The sequence below is a fragment of the Variovorax sp. AC194 genome (assembly GCF_979257995.1).
This window is the reverse complement of sequence record NZ_OZ409823.1, coordinates 2,838,840-2,854,005: the sequence shown is the minus strand read 5'-3', so window position 1 is coordinate 2,854,005 and position 15,166 is coordinate 2,838,840. Positions and strand designations below refer to the sequence as shown.

Below are 15,166 nucleotides of genomic sequence, written 5' to 3'. Positions count from 1 at the left end.
GACATGACCGAATTCACCCTGCACGACCTGCAATGCTTCGAAGCGGTGATCCGCGCGGGCGGTTTCCAGGCCGCCGCGGCGGCGCTGCATCGCTCGCACCCCGCCGTGTTCGCCGCCGTGGCCAAGCTGGAGCGGCAGCTCGATCTCGTGCTGCTCGATCGCAGTGCCTACCGCGTGCGCGCCACCGAGGCGGGGCTCTCGTTCCATCGCCGGGCGCAATCGCTGCTGCGCGAACTCGAGGGCCTCCGCACCCACGCCGCGCAGCTCGCGATGGGCGAAGAGAGCGAGCTGCACGTGGTCATCGGCGACCTGTGCCCGCGCCCGCAAGTGCTGGGCATGCTCGGCCGGTTCTTCTCGCAGTGCCCGGGTACGCGGCTGCACCTGCATTTCGAGGCGGTCGCGGGGCCCTGGGAGCGACTCTTCGATGGCGAGGCCGATGTGATCCTGCACCGCGTCGACAAGAGCGATGCGCGCGTGGAATGGGTGGACCTGTGCAAGGTGCCCTTCATTCCCGTGGTGGCGCCGGGCCTGCTGCCCGAGCCGGTGCCGCGCGCCGTCACGCCCGAGCGGATGCGCGCGTTCACCCAGTGCGTCATGCGCGACACGGCGCGCCATTCGGCGCCGCAGGACTACTTCATGGTCGAGGGCGCGCCGCAATGCACGGTGGCCGACCAGTCGATGAAGAAGGAGATCATCCTGCAGGGCCTCGGGTGGGGCCACATGCCGCGCTTCCTGATCGAGGAGGAGCTGCGCGACGGCCTGCTGCAGTCCATCGCCGGGCGCCACCTGCCCGGCCGCATCGAAGAGCTGGTGGCCGCGCGGCGGCGCGACCGGCCGCAGGGACCGGTCGCGAACCGGCTGTGGGATCACATCCAGCAGGAGGCGCCGGCGCTGCGCCGCGCGCTCGCACCACGCAAGGCCGCGCCGCCCGCGAAGAAACCCGCGCGCGGCAGGTGAGCGCGCTCAGTCCGCGTCCGGCGGCAGCACCAGCGGCCCGCAGTTCTCGTCGGTCACGAACACCGCCACCAGCTTCGCGGGCTTCACCGGATCGGGGTTCTCCGCGAACACATGCAGCGTGCGCGGCGGCTCGAAGAAGGTCTCGCCGGTCTTGTAGGTGCCCACCGGCCCGCCGCCCAGTTGCGAGCGGATCGTGCCTTCGAGAATGATCGCGGTCACCGAGCCCGGATGCCGGTGCGCCGGCGAATACGCGAGCGGCGGAAAGTCGACGATCACCGTGGTCACCGACTTGCCCGGCACATTCGGCAGCGCTTCGCACGAGATCACCCTGGACGATGTCGCGGGCCGTGCGGCCTCGCCGGAACCCGCAGACGCAGGCGCCGGCGTGGACGAGAACATCGGCCGGCTCACGGCGCTGCACACGTCGTCGAGCCACTGCACGGCCTCCTGCTTGCCGCCGTGCGGTATCAGCGCCCAGCCGGCCGCGAGCACCACAGACAGCGCTGCAACGCTGGCGCCCACCTGATTGCGATGAAGCCGAATCGCCTTCATGACGCCACGCCTCGCGGCAGCCGCAGCGACGCGTACCAGCCCAGTTCGCGCTTCGCCTTCTCGCTGCTGACGTCGGCGTTGTCCTCGGCGATGTTGAAGACGCCGCCCTGCGCATGCCGCAGCGCCATCACCGCCGCCCATGCGGCGGCCTCCACGTGGACCGGGCTCGCGCCCTTGGGCACGGCCGTCGACGTGCCCGGCCCGTAGATCTGCCCGTAGCGCAACACGGTGGCCTTGATGCCGACGGCACCCAGCACGCTGCGCTCCAGCGCCGCCACGCCGCCCACGCTCACGCGGCGGATGCCATCGGCTTCAAGATCGAGCGGATCGTCTTCGACATGCGGCGTCGCCCCCGGCGCGTAGGCCCAGGCGATGCTCTGCGCGACCAGCCGGTGGCTGCCCGCCGCCAGCGCCGCGGCCACGAGGTTGCGCGTGCCTTCGGTGCGCACGCGGGCGTTGCGGTGGGCCGCCTCGGCCATCAGCTTCGGATCGAGGTCGGCCGGCAGGTCGGTGAGCTGGTGCACCACGATCCCGGGCCGGATGCGCACCAGCGCCGCGCGAAGCGCCTCGGCATCGAACACATCGACGACGACCGGCGTCACGCCCCGGGCTTGCAGCGCACTCGCGCGGTCGGCGCGGCGCGTGCTGCCGTACACCTCGTAGCCCGCCTCGGTCAACAGCGGCACCAGCGCGGTGCCGATGGCACCGGCCGCACCCGCCACGAATATCTTCTCGCGCATTGCATGTCCTTCTTGCTGGCTGTTCGATGGGTCCATGCTAGGTTCTGGATGTCCTGCCGAAAAGAGGCAAGATTGATCAAAATGACAATGCCATGATCCAAGAGAAACAGTCGTCCGAAATCCTTCTGGCGATCGACCGCGCCACGCCCACGCCGCTGTACCGGCAGATCTACGCGCGCTTCAGGTCGGCCATCGAGCAAGGCGTGCTCCACCCGGGCGACCGCGTCGCCTCGGCGCGCGACCTGGCGAGCGAGCTGGGCGTCTCGCGCGGCACCATCGAGACGGCCTACAACCTGCTCATCGGCGAGGGCTATTTCTCGTCGCAGGGGCAGGCGGGCACTGTGGTCTCGCCTTCGCTGCCTGCGCACCGCTCGGCGCGGCGCGAGCGGCGGCGGGCCGATGCGCACACCGGCCGCGAAGCGCTGGCCGATGCCCGGCCGCCACCGCCGTTGCAGCTGGGCATTCCCGCGCTCGATGCCTTTCCGCGCAAGTTGTGGGCGCGCCTGACCGCCCGGCGCGCCAGGGCGGCGACCGCGGCGGACATGTTCTACGGCGACCCTTCAGGCTACGCGCCGCTGCGCGCGGCCATCGCGGCCTATCTGGCGGTCTCGCGCGGGGTGCCGTGCCACCCGTCGCAGGTCTTCGTGACGGGCGGGTACCGCGCATCGCTCGCGCTCATCGCGCACACGCTGCTCGACAGGGGCGATGCCGTGTGGGTGGAAGATCCCGGCTATCCACCCACGCAGGAGGTGCTGCGCAGCGCGGGCCTGCGCGCAGTGCCCGTGCCGGTGGACGACGAGGGCATGGTCGTGGCCCGCGGCACGCGCAAGGCTGCAGGCGCGCGGATGGCCGTCGTCACGCCGTCGCACCAAGCGCCGCTCGGCGTTTCGATGTCGCTCGCGCGCCGGCTGCAATTGCTCGAATGGGCCTCGCGCGCCAAGGCGTGGATCGTGGAGGACGACTACGACGGCGAATACCGCTATGCCGGCCCGCCCCTACCGGCGCTCAAGAGCCTGGATGGCCACGATCGCGTGCTGTACGCGGGCAGCTTCTCGAAGGTGCTATACCCGGGCCTCGCGCTGGGCTACGTGGTCGCACCCGAGTCGCTCTGCGCCGCGTTCGCCAAGGCCGCGCAGACCGGCTCCAACGGCAGCCCGCAGATCACGCAGGCCGTGGTCGCGGACTTCATGCGCGGCGGTTATTTCCCGCGCCACTTGAAGAAGATGCGGCTGCTCTATGCGCGGCGGCGCGGCATGCTCGTGACCGCGTTGCTCAAGGCCTTCGGCGGCGACGTGCGCATCGACCTCAAAAGCGGCGGCATGCACCTGATCGCGCGCTTCGACACGCGCCGCGAGCGCGACACCGAACTGGCACGCCGCGCGCAACGCGCGGGGCTGAACTGCCAGCCGCTGTCGGAACGCGGCACGTCGAGCTTTCGCGACGAAGGGCTGCTCATGGGCTTCACCAACATCGCCTCCGTCGCGCAGGCGCAGCAGCTGGCGACGAAGCTGCGCAAGGCGCTGGACGTTCGTTGAAATGAACGCGAATTTCCGCGCTCAAATATTGCCCAATTGATACCTGCTCGGCGCCCGTTTCGCGTTTCGTTTTTGCGGCACCGCCGAAGCTGCATTTGTTGGCGTGAATCGCGATTTCGTGGTGCCGGCAATCGCCACACGGCGCGCGCTCTTCTCTAAAGTGAATGCCCTTGTCACTCAACATCCCGCCAAGGGAATCAGAAAGGCGCCACCCACAGCACAACCGAATGAATGATGAATCGCTTCGCCTCGCGGCGAGTTGTCGATGCGAAAGCAGCGATGCAGATGCGAGGTATCAAAAGGCGACGGCCGGGGTGGTAGCACACCCCAGCCGTCTAACCAAAAGACGTGCACTTACTTTCGAAAAGGACGCACACCAAATGGCTACCAAGACTATAGCCGGGCATCTCACGCCCCTCTCCCCCGACCAAGACCCGACGGACTTGCTCGAAGCCACCCTCGCTCAGCTCGAAGCGCTCATGTGGACCTGCCACGGAGAAGACATCGACTGGCGCACCGGCGATGGGCCCACGCAGCTGGCCAACCTGCATTGGCTCGCGTCGGACCTGACGCGCCGGGCGAACGAGTTGTTTCAGTTGAGTGCGATGGCGCGACGCAATGCGCCTGAGACTGGCCAGTAAAGACCAGTAGAGGCCGGTTTGGCAGGCTGCGGTTTCGCGGCCTGCCTTTATGCGAATGACCCCGGCGCCATCACCCCACTAGCCAGTAATGATCGGTTTGAGCGCATCGATCTCCGTGGCGATGAAGTCGAAGAATGCGCTGACGCGGGCCGTCTTCCGTATCTCGGGCATTGCAAGGAGCCGCCAGTCCCGCGCGAGCGCCGGGATGGGGCCGAGAACCCGGACCAGCTCCGCTTCGGAATCCCCCAGCGCCGTGGGCAGCGGCGCGATGCCAACACCCGCCTTCACCGACAGCAGGAGCCCGAGCACGCTGCCGCTTCGCGCCACGATGTTCGCGTGCGGTGCCACATCGCGCAGCCACTGGCTTGCGCGGTGGGCCGCCATGCTCTCTTCAAACCCCGCCAGTGGGTGCGTCTCGATTTCTTCGATGCACGAAGGCTGGCCGTGGCGCGCCACGTAGTCGCGGCTCGCATAGACGGCCCACAGCGAATCGCCGACCTTGCGACCGACCAGCACGGCGTCGTCGGTGTCGCCTGAACGCAGCGCGACGTCGGCCTCGCCGGTGCGCAGGTCCACGTACTTGTCGCTCATCACGAATTCCACATGCAGATCGGGGTGCAGCGCATGGAAGCGGTCCAGCAGCCCGGAACGCGTCAGGCGATTGACGAGCGGCTCCGGGCAGGTAAGCCGGATCACACCGGACGCATTGCGCTTGGAGACCACCAGCACCTGTTCGAATTCGCCCACGGCCCGCTCGACCTCGCGCGCGGCTTGCAACACCTCGGTGCCGAAGTCGGTGAGCCTGTAGCCGGTGGTATGACGCTGGACCAGCGCACGGCCGATGTGCCGCTCCAGTGCCGTGAGGCGCCGCTGCACCGTGGACTGATCGACATCGAGGGCCCGGCCCGCCGCCAACGTGCTGCCGTGCTGCGCCACAGCCACGAAGTACTTCAGGTCGTTCCAGTCGAGCATCGCCCGTTATGCACTATTGCGGCCCCGTTCTGCAAGTCCGCGCCTTGTGGCCCATGGCGCGCCGGCCTACGCTGGTGCCGCCACATCACTTGGAGGCCGCCCATGACGACAAGCCCACTCACGAATGGCCGCATGCCGCGGCGGCGCGTGCTGATGGCCGGTGCCGCCGCAGCGACTGCGGCCGTTTGCGGCTCGGCCGCCCTCGGGCAAACGACGTCATCGGCCTCCTCGGCGAAGCAGGAACGTCTTCGCATCCTCTGCACCGGTCCCGCAGGCAGCGTGCCGGACATCGTTGCGCGAGCCTTCGGCGAGGCGCTTGCCGGTGTCTTCGCACAGCAGGTCGTCGTCGACAACCGGCCCGGTGCGGCGGGCCAGATCGCGGTGCAGGCGCTGAAGTCGGCGCCGCCCGATGGCGCGACCTGGCTGCTGGGCCAGGGCGCGATCGCCAGCCTCTACCCCACGCTGTACGCAAAGCTCGGCTACGACCCCGCGCGGGACCTCGTGCCCGTGTCGCTCGCGGCAGAAATGAATCTTGGCGTGGCCGTGGGCAAGGCCGTGCCGGCGGAGGTCGCCGACACCCGGATGCTGGTCGAGTGGATGCGGCGCCATCCCGGCGAGGCCAATGCCGCATCGCCGGGCACGGGCACCCTGCCGCACATTCTGGAGGTCATGCTGTTCGACCAGGCCGGGCTGGACTGGCGCCATGTGCCCTACCCGGGTGGCCCGCCCGCCATGGCGGCGCTCCTTGGCGGGCAGGTCGCCGTGCTCGTGCTTCCGGAAGGCCTCTTGCTGCCGCAACTGGCCAGCGGTCGCCTGCGTTTGCTCGGCACCTCGGGACGCGAGCGCAGCCGCTTCTCGCCGGCGGTGCCCACACTCGCCGAACAGGGCCACGCGCGATCGGTGATGCGCGAGTGGTTCGCCTTCTTCGCGCCGGCTGGCACGCCGGCACGGATCACTGAACAGGCGTCGGAGGCGATCGGCCACGTCGCGGCGAGCGCCGGGCTGGCACGCCGGCTCGAGGACGCGGCCATGACGGCGGCGCAAAGCTCGCCCGCACAACTGGCCGCGAAGATCGAGGACGACCGTCGGGCCTGGGCGCCCCTGCTGGTCGACGCAGGCATCCGGGGGGACGCATGACGGACGCGGCCGCGAGGGCCTGGGACGAGGCCGCCGAGGGCTGGTCCAGCAGCACGCCGATCGTTCATGCGTGGTTGCGGGAGGCCACCGCGGCGATGCTGTCCGAGGCGCGCCTCTGGCCGGGTGCGCGCGTACTCGATCTGGCCGCGGGCGCAGGCGACCAGACGAAGGACATCGCACTGGCCGTCGGGCCGGCGGGCGACGTGCTGGCGACCGACATCTCGCCGAGGATCCTGGACTTCGCGCGCGAGCGCATCGAAGGGGCCGGCCTCGCCAACGTGCGCTTCGCCGTCGCAGACGCGCAGCAGCCGCTTCATGCGGAGGCGCCCTTCGATGCGGTGATGTGCAGGCTCGGGCTCATGTTCTGCATGAACCCGGCCGCTGCGCTGGCCGCGGCATTCGACGTGCTGCGCCCGGGCGGCCGCTTCGTCGCGCTGGTGTTCGGCGACCCCGCGAACAACCCCTGCATCACGACCATGATGAAGGTGGCCCGCAAGCACCGGGGGTTGAGCGGCAGCGTCTCGCCCTATGCCGACGGCGGTCTGTTCAGTCTTGCGGCACCGGGAAGGCTTGCGAGCCTCTTGATGGCGGCTGGCTATGTCGAGGTCGCAGTCGATTCGCTCGCAGCGCCATTCGAACTCCCCGATGCCGCTGCCTACGTCGCCTTCGTTCGGAGCTCGGGTTCACCGATCATGGAAGTGCTCGCGCCGCTGGATGCAAAGGCCAGGGAGTCGGCTTGGCGAGAGATGGAGGAGGCGCTTGGGCAATTTCAAGGCGATCGCGGCTGGGTGGGGCCCAACGAACTCTTGCTGGCCTCCGGCACGCGAGCGGGCGGCGCCTAAGATGCTGGGGTCGGATCAGCCCCCGGAGTGCCATTCATGCCAAGCGAATTCACGCCAGTAACGACTGTTGCTCTCCCTACGCAGTCTGCCGTCGCAACGATCTATGAATCGACGAATCTCGCAGACGCGTTCGCGGTTCAACTTCCCCTTGGTACCTCCAGCGATCCGGATGTGCTGTGGCGATTCCTCATTGCGCACCAGCCATCGTGGATCGGATGGCTCACCAACATCCGCGATGCCATCGTTGCCTGCTTTGGCCTGAAGACCGCCAAGCACCTTGCGACGCTCTCCGGCGAAGCCGACGCCGACCGCATCGGCATCTTCAAGGTCTACGGCAGAAGCGACACCGAGATCGTCCTGGGCGAGGACGACAAGCACCTTGATTTCAGGCTGTCGGTGCTCCACACGCCCGACGTGTCTCCAGCGCGCGGTGGCCAACTGACTGTCTCGACGGTCGTCCACTGCAACAACCTTTTGGGCCGGGCCTACCTGCTGGTGATCGCTCCTTTTCATCGCCAGGTCGTGAAAGCCAGTCTTCGTCGCGCTGCGCATATCGGGTGGCCCAAGGCAGGCGCGACATAGGGCCGTGAGAGGCGGCTTGCTGCCGGCGCCGCCCGCGCTTCAATCAAACTGCGGCCGCCCTTGGCGCGCGAGGCACGATCGCATCGAAATTTGCGATCGCGGTTCATCAGTCGAACTTGACCAGGTCCTTGAAGATCAGCTGGCCCCAGGTATTTCCGCGCGCCTGCACAAGCAGTCCACCTTCCGAAAGCCCGCCAAGCTTGATCGGCGAGAAACCGAGGTTTTGCGCAAGCGCGCCGATCTCCGTTGCTGCGCTGTCGTCGTCGCTCGCGAGGAACACGACCCTCTTGCCGCCATGCACGGCCGGATCTTGTTCGAGGACGCCCGCGACCAGATGGTTGAAGCCCTTGACCAGTCTTGCACCGGTGAAAGCCTGCGCGACCGCGCTGGAAGAAGGCTGTCCTCCCAGTTCGTCGGGGGACACGCCGTAGGCATTGGTCACATCGACGATGGTCTTGCCCTTCCAGGTCGGCAGCGCCTTCGCGACCTCCGGGTGCGACTCGAAACGGACGGCCAGAAAGACGACGTCCGCCCTGAGCGCTTCCGCCAATGTTCTGGGAACGATCGTGGGCCCGATCGCGGCCGCGGCGGATGCAAAGCTTTGCGGGTCGCGCGTGGTTGCAACGGATACCTCGATGCCGCTTCGGGCAAACGCCTTGGCCAGGGCCTGGCCGACCTTGCCGAAGCCGATGATTGCGTAGCTCATGTGGTTCTCCTTCGGTGGGTCAGAGTTGCGCGAGGCCGCCGTCCACGGCGACTTCGCTGGCGGTCATGAAGCTGCTGTCCGACGAGGCGAGAAAGGCGGCAGCCGCCCCGATCTCCGCCGGATCGGCCATGCGCTGCAGCGGCGTCATCGCGGCGTAGACCTTCTGGCCCTCTTCGCCCAGCGCCGCCTTCGCTAGCTCGGTCGCGGTCGCTCCGGGCGACAGCACGTTGACGCGGATGCCGGTGCCCTTCAAGTCTTCCGCCCAGGACCGCGCGAGGTTGCGCACGGCCGCCTTGCTCGCGCTGTAGGCGGTCATTGCCGGGGCGCCCGTGGTGCCGGCGCTGGAGCCGGTGAGGATGATCGAGCCGCCCTTGCCCATCAGCGGCAGCGCCTGCTGGACCGTGAAGATCGTCCCCTTCACATTGGTGTCGAAGGTTTCGTCGATGTGCTCGGCGGTGATCTTGCCGAGCGGAAGCGGGCTTCCCGCGCCGGCGTTGGCGAAGACGATGTCCAGGGTTCCGCGCTCGGCTTTCACCGCGGTGTAGAGCCGGTCGAGATCGGCCGGATCGGAGACCGAACCCTTCACCGCACGGGCATTGGGCCCAAGGTTGGCCACAGCGGCGTCGAGCGCTTCCTGCCGGCGGCCGAAGATGAAGACGAAGGCGCCTTCTTCGATGAAGCGCTTTGCCGCGGCGCGGCCGATGCCGGTAGCGCCGCCGGTGATCACGGCGGTCTTTCCATTCAGTCTGGTCATGTCATGAATCCATGGTTGGTAGTTGCTCAAAGCAGAGAGAGAAAAGCTGCTTGAGAACAAGTATGGAGTTCTGATAACCTAAGGACAAGTATGCACTTTTAGGTAAGTACCCAAAAATGACGACATCCTCTGAAATCTGTGATACCGGCTGCGGGCTCAACGCCACGCTGCGCATCATCTCCGGCAGGTGGAAACCACTGGTCCTGTTTTTCCTGCGCGACGGTCCGAAGCGTTATGGCGAGCTCAAGCGCCTGGTCCAAGGCGTCAGCGACAAGGTGCTGATCCAGCAATTGAAGGATCTGGAGGCCGATCGCGTGCTGGCACGAACCGATTACAAGGAAGTGCCGCCGCGTGTGGACTACGCGCTGACCCCGCTCGGCCGCAGCCTTGCCGACGCGATCATCCCGCTGTGCACATGGGGAACCGAGAACGCGGCGGAAATGGCAAGCATCTTCGCCAAGCAGGACGCCTTGTCCTAGCGGGACGACGACGATGGTTCAAGCCGCCTCGTCGTCCATTGCCGCGCTGCGGTCCTTGATGCGCGTGACCTGCGAGAGCACCGCATCGTCTGCCGTCAGGTCCGGCCGCTGCCCCTTGTAGACCGGCTGCTCGAACTTGCCACCCGCATAGCGGTAGAGATAGCGCACCTCGACCAGCGTGCCCGCCGCCGGCAGCGGCTCGTTGGGCGGCACGGTCACGTTGCCCATGTCGACCATCGCGCCCGTCTCGTCGCGCAGCCCCACGGCCACCGAGCGCTGCGCGTTCACGCGGATCACCTCGCAGGTCGCGCTCTGGTTGAACTTGAACTTCAGGCTCGTCGCGCTGCGCCCCGCCGCGAACGGCGCGGCGAGCGCCTTGAGCACATAGCCTTCGCCATGCGCGGCCAGCAGTTGCGCCGCGCGGCGGCGCTTGCCTTCGGCGGTGGTTTCGAGGTCGAGCACCACCATCCACGGCAGGCGGCCCACTGCCTTTTGCAGATGGCCGAAGCGTTCGATGAAGGGCGCGCCGCGCAGGTCCTGGCCATCGAGTTCCAGCAGGTCGAAGGCCTTGAAGGCATCGCCCACATGCTCGCCCGCGATGACGGTGCGGCCGGCCGATGCGCCCGCCCCGCCGACCCAGGCCTGCGGGATGTCGACGAAGAGCCCGCGGCGGTTGGTGCCGCGCACCGTCTCGCCCTCGATCAGCAGGATGCGGTTCTCGCCATCGGCCTTTTCCTGCAGGCCCCAGCCCGCGTCCTCGAAGTAGCGCGCCACCTGCTCCTCGAGGATCAGCGTGGGCAGCTGCGGCAGCTCGCCGCTGATGCGGCCGGCCAGTTCGGTCGAGGTGTAGAGCGCGCCCGACTGGTCGGGCGTGTAGCCCTTGGAGGTCTTCTCCTTCACGACCTTCTCGTAGATCTTCAGCGCGGCCTCGAAGGCGACCGGGCTGCTGGTCTTGGTGCCGGTGGCGAGCGTGCCGCCGCGGCGGCCGTTGCCGTAGTCGACGACCCAGCCGTCGTCCTTCGCGCGCAGGTGGACCTGGTAGACCTTGTCGGAGCCTTGGCCCGTGAAATAGAGAAAGCTCGATTGCGATGCCTGCGTGCCGGCCGCTTGTTCTACGGGCGCGGCGGAAGGCATTGGCCTGGCCGGCGGCTCCGCCTGCGGGCTCGCCTCACGCAGATCGACCTCCGGCCGCATCGACGCGGCCCCGTTCCATCGCACCTCGAAGCCCGCCGCGCGGAAGTGGTCGACGATGAGTTCGCCGACGCGCAGCATGTCGGCATCGGCGCCCTGCGGCGCGCCCCAGTACGCGAGCGAGAGCTGGCTGGTGCGCTTCGCGCGGTTCAGGTCCTGCCGCGTGTAGAAGCAGAAGCCGTGCACGCCGGCCGTCTCGCCGCCGCGTTCGTGGAACGCCTCGGAGCAGTCGGAGAAACCGTCGGACTGCGTTTGCCCCGCGTCCTGCAGCGCGACGAGCCCGGCCTTCGTCAGCGCCTCGAAGACGGCGTCGATCCTCGCCTTCGTGGCGCGCCATTGCGCGGTCGTCATCTTCACCGGGTCGGGCTCTGGCGGCGGCGGTTCGGGAATGGGCTTGCCCGTGACGCGCGCGAGCAGCGCGACCACCTCTTGCATCATCGCGTTCACCGTGATGTGGTTGCCATGTCCGTCGCTGATGTCGGCCTTCGCGCCGGCGTCCAGGAGCAGTTGCACCGCATCGGTCGTGGGCGCGAATTCGGCGGCGAGGTAGAGCGCGGTGCGGCCATCGGTGCCGGTGTATTCGAGCGGGCTCGCGGCATCGAGCAGGAGGCGCAGCACGGCGATGTTCGGCGCGACCTCGGTCTGGTTCGATCCCATCGCGGCGCACTGCAGCGCGGTGAAGCCCTGCGCGTTCACCGCGGCCATGTCGGCCCCGGCGGCGATGCATGCGCGCACCATCTCGACATCGGCTTCGCGCACCGCTTCGAAAATCTTCTTCGGGTCCATGGCACTCCCTGTCTGCTGGTTTTTGGATTCTGCCGCAGGCACATGGCGCGACGTGACGCCACATGGCACTTCACAGGCCACGCGAACCTCGCTACATTCGACCCCTCGATCCACAACACAGACCGGAGGTGCGCGATGGAAGACACTGCTATTCATTCCCCCACCCCTCTACGGTTTGTTGTCGGGTCGATCAAGAACTGCTGCTGACGCGCTCCCTGCGCAGCCTGTGCCCCTGAAGGCATAGCAGCCGGTTCGACCATCGCGGCCTTCCGCCGCGACACAACCGCCCGATTCAAACGCCGCCGCTGGCACGCAAGTGCCGCGCGCGATCCGTTCCCTTTTCGAATCAAGGCCCACCATGCTTGAAACCCGTGCCGCCGATGCGCGGCCGTTCGCGATTTCCCGTTTCGATCCGCACCTCGCGTCCGCCGCGGAGTGGGTGCAGTACCTTGCCTACTGGCGTCTTCGCAACGAGGAAGACTTTCCGCACGAGCCGCTGCCCAGCGACGTCCACGCCCAGCAATTCATGCAGCAGCCCATGCCGTTGCATGAGATGCACCGCATCGTTGCGCGCGACGCGCATGGCCACATCGCAGGCAGCATCAACATGAGCGTTCGCCGCGAAGGCACGCCCGACTGCGAAGCCCATGCGCCCTTCGTCAATGTCGCGGGCGGCGTGCGGCAATCCCACCGGCGGCAAGGCGTCGGCAGCCTCCTGTTGCGGGAACTGCTGGCGTTGATGGACACGCAGGGCAAGACCACGGCCACCTTCAACGTCCACCTGCCCGAGAGCCACGCCTTCCTTGCCGCGATCGGTGCCACCGAAAAGCACCGCAGCATGGAGAACCGCATGGCCTTCGCAGGCCTGGACAACGCCGCCCTCGCCCGCTGGCGCGCCGAAGCGCTCGCGCCGGCGCACGGCCTCTGCCTGGAGATCCACGCGGGCCGCGTGCCCTTCGAGCGGCTCGCCACGCTGATGGCGCCGCTGTCGGCGCTGCTCGAAGACGCGCCCACCACCGGCCTCGCCCGCGCGCCGATGCGCTTCGAGCTCGCGGACTTTCGCGCCTGGTACGCCGAGATCGACCGCCGCGGCGGCGAGCACTTCCTCGTGCTGCTGCGTGAGGGCGACGAGGTGGCCGCGGTGTGCGATGCGAGCTGGAACCGGCTCTACCCCGACCGCATGTTCCAGCGCCTGACCGCCGTCGCCCGCCGCTGGCGAGGCAAGGGGCTGGCCAAGGGCGTGAAGGCGGTGATGCTGCAGCTGGTGCGGGAGCGCCACCCCGGGGTGGTGATGGCCGTCACGCAGAACGCGGAGGTCAACGCGCCCATGCTGGCCATCAACCGGCAGCTGGGCTTTGCGCCGCACAGGCATGATGGGGCCTACCAGATCGGCACGGAAAGCCTGAGGGCCTTCCTCTCGACCCGACCACTGACTTCGCGGGAGGCACGCACATGAAGACACCCCAGAGACTGCAGACCCTCGTGGACGAAGGCCTCGTCGACTCGGTCGTGCGCCAGCTGATGAGCGGCAAGGAGGCCATGGTGTACGTCGTTCGCTGCGGCGAGGAAACGCGCTGCGCCAAGGTCTACAAGGAGGCCGACAAGCGCAGCTTTCGCCAGGCCGTGGACTACACCGAGAACCGGCGCGTGAAGAACACCCGCGAGGCCCGCGCCATGGCCAAGGGCACCAAATTCGGCCGCAAGGTGACCGAGGCCATCTGGCAGAGCGCCGAGGTCGATGCGCTCTACCGCCTGGCCGCGGCCGGCGTGCGGGTGCCCACGCCGCACAACTTCCTGGAAGGCGTGCTGCTGATGGACCTGGTGACCGACGCCAACGGCGACGCCGCGCCGCGCCTGAACGACGTGGCCTTCTCGCCCGAAGACGCGCTGCGCCACCACGCGAGCCTGCTGCGCGAGGTGATGCGCATGCTGTGCGCGGGCGTGGTGCACGGCGACCTTTCGGAGTTCAACGTGCTGCTGGCCGAGGACGGCCCGGTGATCATCGACCTGCCGCAGGCCGTGGATGCCGCGGGCAACAACCACGCCAGGCGCATGCTGCTGCGCGACGTGGAGAACCTGCGCAACTTCTTCGGCCAGTTCGCGCCCGCGCTGCTGAAAACGCACTACGGCGAGGAGATCTGGCAGCTCTATGAGCGCGGCCTGCTCAGGCCCGAGACGGAGCTCGCGGGCACCTTCGTGCGCGAGACCGGCCCGGTCGACCTGAGCAACGTGCTGCGCGAGGTGGACGACGCGCGCGCGGAAGAAGCGGCGCGGCTCGTGCGCATGCAGGCGCCACGACAATAGCGGGCCGACCACGCCCGCTCCGATGACTTCCAACGCCCTCCCCCAGCGCCAGCCCTTCTCGACCGCCGCCACCGCCGTTCGCCACATCGCCAGGGCCGCGGCCTTCGTGGCGCTGGGCGTCGGCTCGGCGGCCCATGTGGCCCATGCCGGCGGCATTCGCCTCGAAGACGACCGCGGCACCACGCTCGAACTGCAGGCGCCGGCCAAACGCATCGTCTCGCTGATGCCCTCGCTCACCGAGACCGTCTGCGCGCTGGACGCCTGCGACCGGCTGGTGGGCATCGATCGCCACGCCAACTGGCCGGCCTCGGTGAAGGGCCTGCCGCAGGTCGGCGGCATGGACGACGCGAACATCGAGCGCATCGTCGCGCTCAAGCCCGACCTGGTGCTGCTGCGCCCGCGCAGCCGCGTGGCCGAGCCGCTGGAGCGGCTGGGCATCAAGGTGCTGGCCCTGGACGCCAAGACCCATGCCGACATGCGGCGGGTGATGGAAACGGTGGCCCGCGCCACCGGCAAGCCCGGCGCGGGCGAGACCTTCTGGCGCCGGCTCGATGCCGGGCTCGACGCGGCGCGCGCCCGCGTGCCGGCGGGCTGGCGGGGGCGGCGCGTGTATTTCGAGGTGCACGGGGGCGTGGCGGCGGCGAGCGAAAGCTCCTTCATCGGCGAGACGCTGGCGCGCCTGGGCCTGGCCAACGCGGTGCCGGGCACGCTCGGCCCCTTTCCCAGGATGAGCCCCGAATTCGTGGTGCGCGCCGACCCCGACGTGCTGATGGTCTCGGCGCTGGGCGAGATCTCGGCGATGGCGGCGCGGCCCGGTTGGTCGGCCATGGCCGCGATCCAGCGCGGGCGCGTCTGCAGCTTCGCCTCGGCGCGCTTCGACCTCATGATGCGCCCCGGCCCCCGGCTGGACGAGGCGGCCGACGCCATCGTGGGCTGCCTCGCCTCGCTGGGCGACCCGCGGCGCTGAACCCGGACACGTCACACGACA

Annotated in this window: 16 protein-coding genes; 10 read left to right on the top strand and 6 right to left on the bottom strand. The window is 68.5% G+C overall.

All coding sequences use genetic code 11. From position 1 onward, the window contains the following. The first annotated feature begins 3 nt into the window (after nucleotides 1–3). Entirely contained in the window at nucleotides 4–957 is a 954-nt protein-coding gene (locus tag ACZYRS_RS13660; protein ID WP_463419697.1) for a LysR family transcriptional regulator, read from the top strand. Nucleotides 958–963: 6 nt separating this feature from the next. On the opposite strand, the gene ACZYRS_RS13655 is transcribed toward ACZYRS_RS13660, so the two are convergent. Both ACZYRS_RS13655 and ACZYRS_RS13650 read right to left on the bottom strand, forming a co-directional pair. Then, nucleotides 964–1,509, bottom strand: a complete 546-nt coding sequence (locus ACZYRS_RS13655) for a cupin domain-containing protein (protein WP_463419696.1) — start codon at nucleotides 1,507–1,509, stop codon at nucleotides 964–966. Further along, the gene (locus ACZYRS_RS13650) at nucleotides 1,506–2,249 is read right to left on the bottom strand and encodes an NAD-dependent epimerase/dehydratase family protein (protein ID WP_463419695.1); all 744 of its coding nucleotides are present in this window, start codon (nucleotides 2,247–2,249) and stop codon (nucleotides 1,506–1,508) included. The genes ACZYRS_RS13655 and ACZYRS_RS13650 overlap by 4 nt, the downstream gene beginning before the upstream one ends. A gap of 92 nt (nucleotides 2,250–2,341) precedes the next feature. Here ACZYRS_RS13650 and pdxR point away from each other — a divergent pair, with 92 nt between their 5' ends. Both pdxR and ACZYRS_RS13640 read left to right on the top strand, forming a co-directional pair. Further along, complete coding sequence (gene pdxR / locus ACZYRS_RS13645; protein ID WP_463419694.1) at nucleotides 2,342–3,784, top strand: MocR-like pyridoxine biosynthesis transcription factor PdxR; 1,443 nt, start codon at nucleotides 2,342–2,344, stop codon at nucleotides 3,782–3,784. Between the two features lie 380 nt (nucleotides 3,785–4,164). Then, nucleotides 4,165–4,425 carry a hypothetical protein gene (locus tag ACZYRS_RS13640; protein ID WP_463419693.1) on the top strand — a complete coding sequence of 87 codons (261 nt, stop codon included), beginning with the start codon at nucleotides 4,165–4,167 and terminating at the stop codon, nucleotides 4,423–4,425. Nucleotides 4,426–4,503: 78 nt separating this feature from the next. On the opposite strand, the gene ACZYRS_RS13635 is transcribed toward ACZYRS_RS13640, so the two are convergent. Continuing rightward, on the bottom strand, nucleotides 4,504–5,397 hold the full coding sequence (locus ACZYRS_RS13635) for a LysR family transcriptional regulator (protein ID WP_463419692.1): 894 nt from the start codon (nucleotides 5,395–5,397) through the stop codon (nucleotides 4,504–4,506). A gap of 102 nt (nucleotides 5,398–5,499) precedes the next feature. On the opposite strand from ACZYRS_RS13635, the gene ACZYRS_RS13630 reads away from it, so the two are divergent. The 3 genes from ACZYRS_RS13630 to ACZYRS_RS13620 are packed head-to-tail and all read left to right on the top strand — an operon-like array spanning nucleotide 5,500 to nucleotide 7,958. Continuing rightward, complete coding sequence (locus ACZYRS_RS13630) at nucleotides 5,500–6,534, top strand: tripartite tricarboxylate transporter substrate-binding protein (RefSeq protein ID WP_198784589.1); 1,035 nt, start codon at nucleotides 5,500–5,502, stop codon at nucleotides 6,532–6,534. After that, nucleotides 6,531–7,376, top strand: coding sequence for a class I SAM-dependent methyltransferase (locus tag ACZYRS_RS13625; RefSeq protein ID WP_463419691.1), 846 nt, complete (start codon nucleotides 6,531–6,533; stop codon nucleotides 7,374–7,376). Before ACZYRS_RS13630 ends, ACZYRS_RS13625 begins: the two co-directional genes overlap by 4 nt. Nucleotides 7,377–7,412: 36 nt before the next feature. Beyond that, the gene (locus ACZYRS_RS13620; protein ID WP_463419690.1) at nucleotides 7,413–7,958 is read left to right on the top strand and encodes a DUF2867 domain-containing protein; all 546 of its coding nucleotides are present in this window, start codon (nucleotides 7,413–7,415) and stop codon (nucleotides 7,956–7,958) included. Nucleotides 7,959–8,064: 106 nt separating this feature from the next. Here ACZYRS_RS13620 and ACZYRS_RS13615 read toward each other — a convergent pair whose 3' ends face one another. Next, the gene (locus ACZYRS_RS13615; RefSeq protein WP_463419689.1) at nucleotides 8,065–8,664 is read right to left on the bottom strand and encodes an NADPH-dependent F420 reductase; all 600 of its coding nucleotides are present in this window, start codon (nucleotides 8,662–8,664) and stop codon (nucleotides 8,065–8,067) included. A 19-nt stretch (nucleotides 8,665–8,683) separates the two neighbouring features. Beyond that, entirely contained in the window at nucleotides 8,684–9,418 is a 735-nt protein-coding gene (locus ACZYRS_RS13610) for an SDR family NAD(P)-dependent oxidoreductase (RefSeq protein WP_463419688.1), read from the bottom strand. Nucleotides 9,419–9,534: 116 nt separating this feature from the next. On the opposite strand from ACZYRS_RS13610, the gene ACZYRS_RS13605 reads away from it, so the two are divergent. Beyond that, on the top strand, nucleotides 9,535–9,897 hold the full coding sequence (locus ACZYRS_RS13605) for a winged helix-turn-helix transcriptional regulator (RefSeq protein ID WP_463419687.1): 363 nt from the start codon (nucleotides 9,535–9,537) through the stop codon (nucleotides 9,895–9,897). An 18-nt stretch (nucleotides 9,898–9,915) separates the two neighbouring features. On the opposite strand, the gene ACZYRS_RS13600 is transcribed toward ACZYRS_RS13605, so the two are convergent. After that, the gene (locus tag ACZYRS_RS13600; RefSeq protein ID WP_463419686.1) at nucleotides 9,916–11,874 is read right to left on the bottom strand and encodes a DUF6891 domain-containing protein; all 1,959 of its coding nucleotides are present in this window, start codon (nucleotides 11,872–11,874) and stop codon (nucleotides 9,916–9,918) included. 358 nt (nucleotides 11,875–12,232) lie between these two features. Between ACZYRS_RS13600 and ACZYRS_RS13595 the strand changes: the two genes are divergently transcribed. The 3 genes from ACZYRS_RS13595 to ACZYRS_RS13585 are packed head-to-tail and all read left to right on the top strand — an operon-like array spanning nucleotide 12,233 to nucleotide 15,145. Then, nucleotides 12,233–13,330, top strand: coding sequence for an N-acetyltransferase family protein (locus ACZYRS_RS13595; RefSeq protein WP_463419685.1), 1,098 nt, complete (start codon nucleotides 12,233–12,235; stop codon nucleotides 13,328–13,330). After that, entirely contained in the window at nucleotides 13,327–14,178 is an 852-nt protein-coding gene (locus ACZYRS_RS13590; RefSeq protein WP_198784594.1) for a PA4780 family RIO1-like protein kinase, read from the top strand. Before ACZYRS_RS13595 ends, ACZYRS_RS13590 begins: the two co-directional genes overlap by 4 nt. Before the next feature lie 22 nt (nucleotides 14,179–14,200). Beyond that, on the top strand, nucleotides 14,201–15,145 hold the full coding sequence (locus tag ACZYRS_RS13585) for an ABC transporter substrate-binding protein (RefSeq protein ID WP_463419684.1): 945 nt from the start codon (nucleotides 14,201–14,203) through the stop codon (nucleotides 15,143–15,145). Nucleotides 15,146–15,166: the final 21 nt, after the last annotated feature.

What these genes read in the sequence shown, in the direction of transcription:
- ACZYRS_RS13660 (WP_463419697.1), top strand. Translation starts at nt 4, where the DNA reads ATGACCGAATTCACCCTGCACGACCTGCAATGCTTCGAAGCGGTGATC.
- ACZYRS_RS13655 (WP_463419696.1), bottom strand. Translation starts at nt 1,509, where the DNA reads ATGAAGGCGATTCGGCTTCATCGCAATCAGGTGGGCGCCAGCGTTGCA.
- ACZYRS_RS13650 (WP_463419695.1), bottom strand. Translation starts at nt 2,249, where the DNA reads ATGCGCGAGAAGATATTCGTGGCGGGTGCGGCCGGTGCCATCGGCACC.
- pdxR (WP_463419694.1), top strand. Translation starts at nt 2,342, where the DNA reads ATGATCCAAGAGAAACAGTCGTCCGAAATCCTTCTGGCGATCGACCGC.
- ACZYRS_RS13640 (WP_463419693.1), top strand. Translation starts at nt 4,165, where the DNA reads ATGGCTACCAAGACTATAGCCGGGCATCTCACGCCCCTCTCCCCCGAC.
- ACZYRS_RS13635 (WP_463419692.1), bottom strand. Translation starts at nt 5,397, where the DNA reads ATGCTCGACTGGAACGACCTGAAGTACTTCGTGGCTGTGGCGCAGCAC.
- ACZYRS_RS13630 (WP_198784589.1), top strand. Translation starts at nt 5,500, where the DNA reads ATGACGACAAGCCCACTCACGAATGGCCGCATGCCGCGGCGGCGCGTG.
- ACZYRS_RS13625 (WP_463419691.1), top strand. Translation starts at nt 6,531, where the DNA reads ATGACGGACGCGGCCGCGAGGGCCTGGGACGAGGCCGCCGAGGGCTGG.
- ACZYRS_RS13620 (WP_463419690.1), top strand. Translation starts at nt 7,413, where the DNA reads ATGCCAAGCGAATTCACGCCAGTAACGACTGTTGCTCTCCCTACGCAG.
- ACZYRS_RS13615 (WP_463419689.1), bottom strand. Translation starts at nt 8,664, where the DNA reads ATGAGCTACGCAATCATCGGCTTCGGCAAGGTCGGCCAGGCCCTGGCC.
- ACZYRS_RS13610 (WP_463419688.1), bottom strand. Translation starts at nt 9,418, where the DNA reads ATGACCAGACTGAATGGAAAGACCGCCGTGATCACCGGCGGCGCTACC.
- ACZYRS_RS13605 (WP_463419687.1), top strand. Translation starts at nt 9,535, where the DNA reads ATGACGACATCCTCTGAAATCTGTGATACCGGCTGCGGGCTCAACGCC.
- ACZYRS_RS13600 (WP_463419686.1), bottom strand. Translation starts at nt 11,874, where the DNA reads ATGGACCCGAAGAAGATTTTCGAAGCGGTGCGCGAAGCCGATGTCGAG.
- ACZYRS_RS13595 (WP_463419685.1), top strand. Translation starts at nt 12,233, where the DNA reads ATGCTTGAAACCCGTGCCGCCGATGCGCGGCCGTTCGCGATTTCCCGT.
- ACZYRS_RS13590 (WP_198784594.1), top strand. Translation starts at nt 13,327, where the DNA reads ATGAAGACACCCCAGAGACTGCAGACCCTCGTGGACGAAGGCCTCGTC.
- ACZYRS_RS13585 (WP_463419684.1), top strand. Translation starts at nt 14,201, where the DNA reads ATGACTTCCAACGCCCTCCCCCAGCGCCAGCCCTTCTCGACCGCCGCC.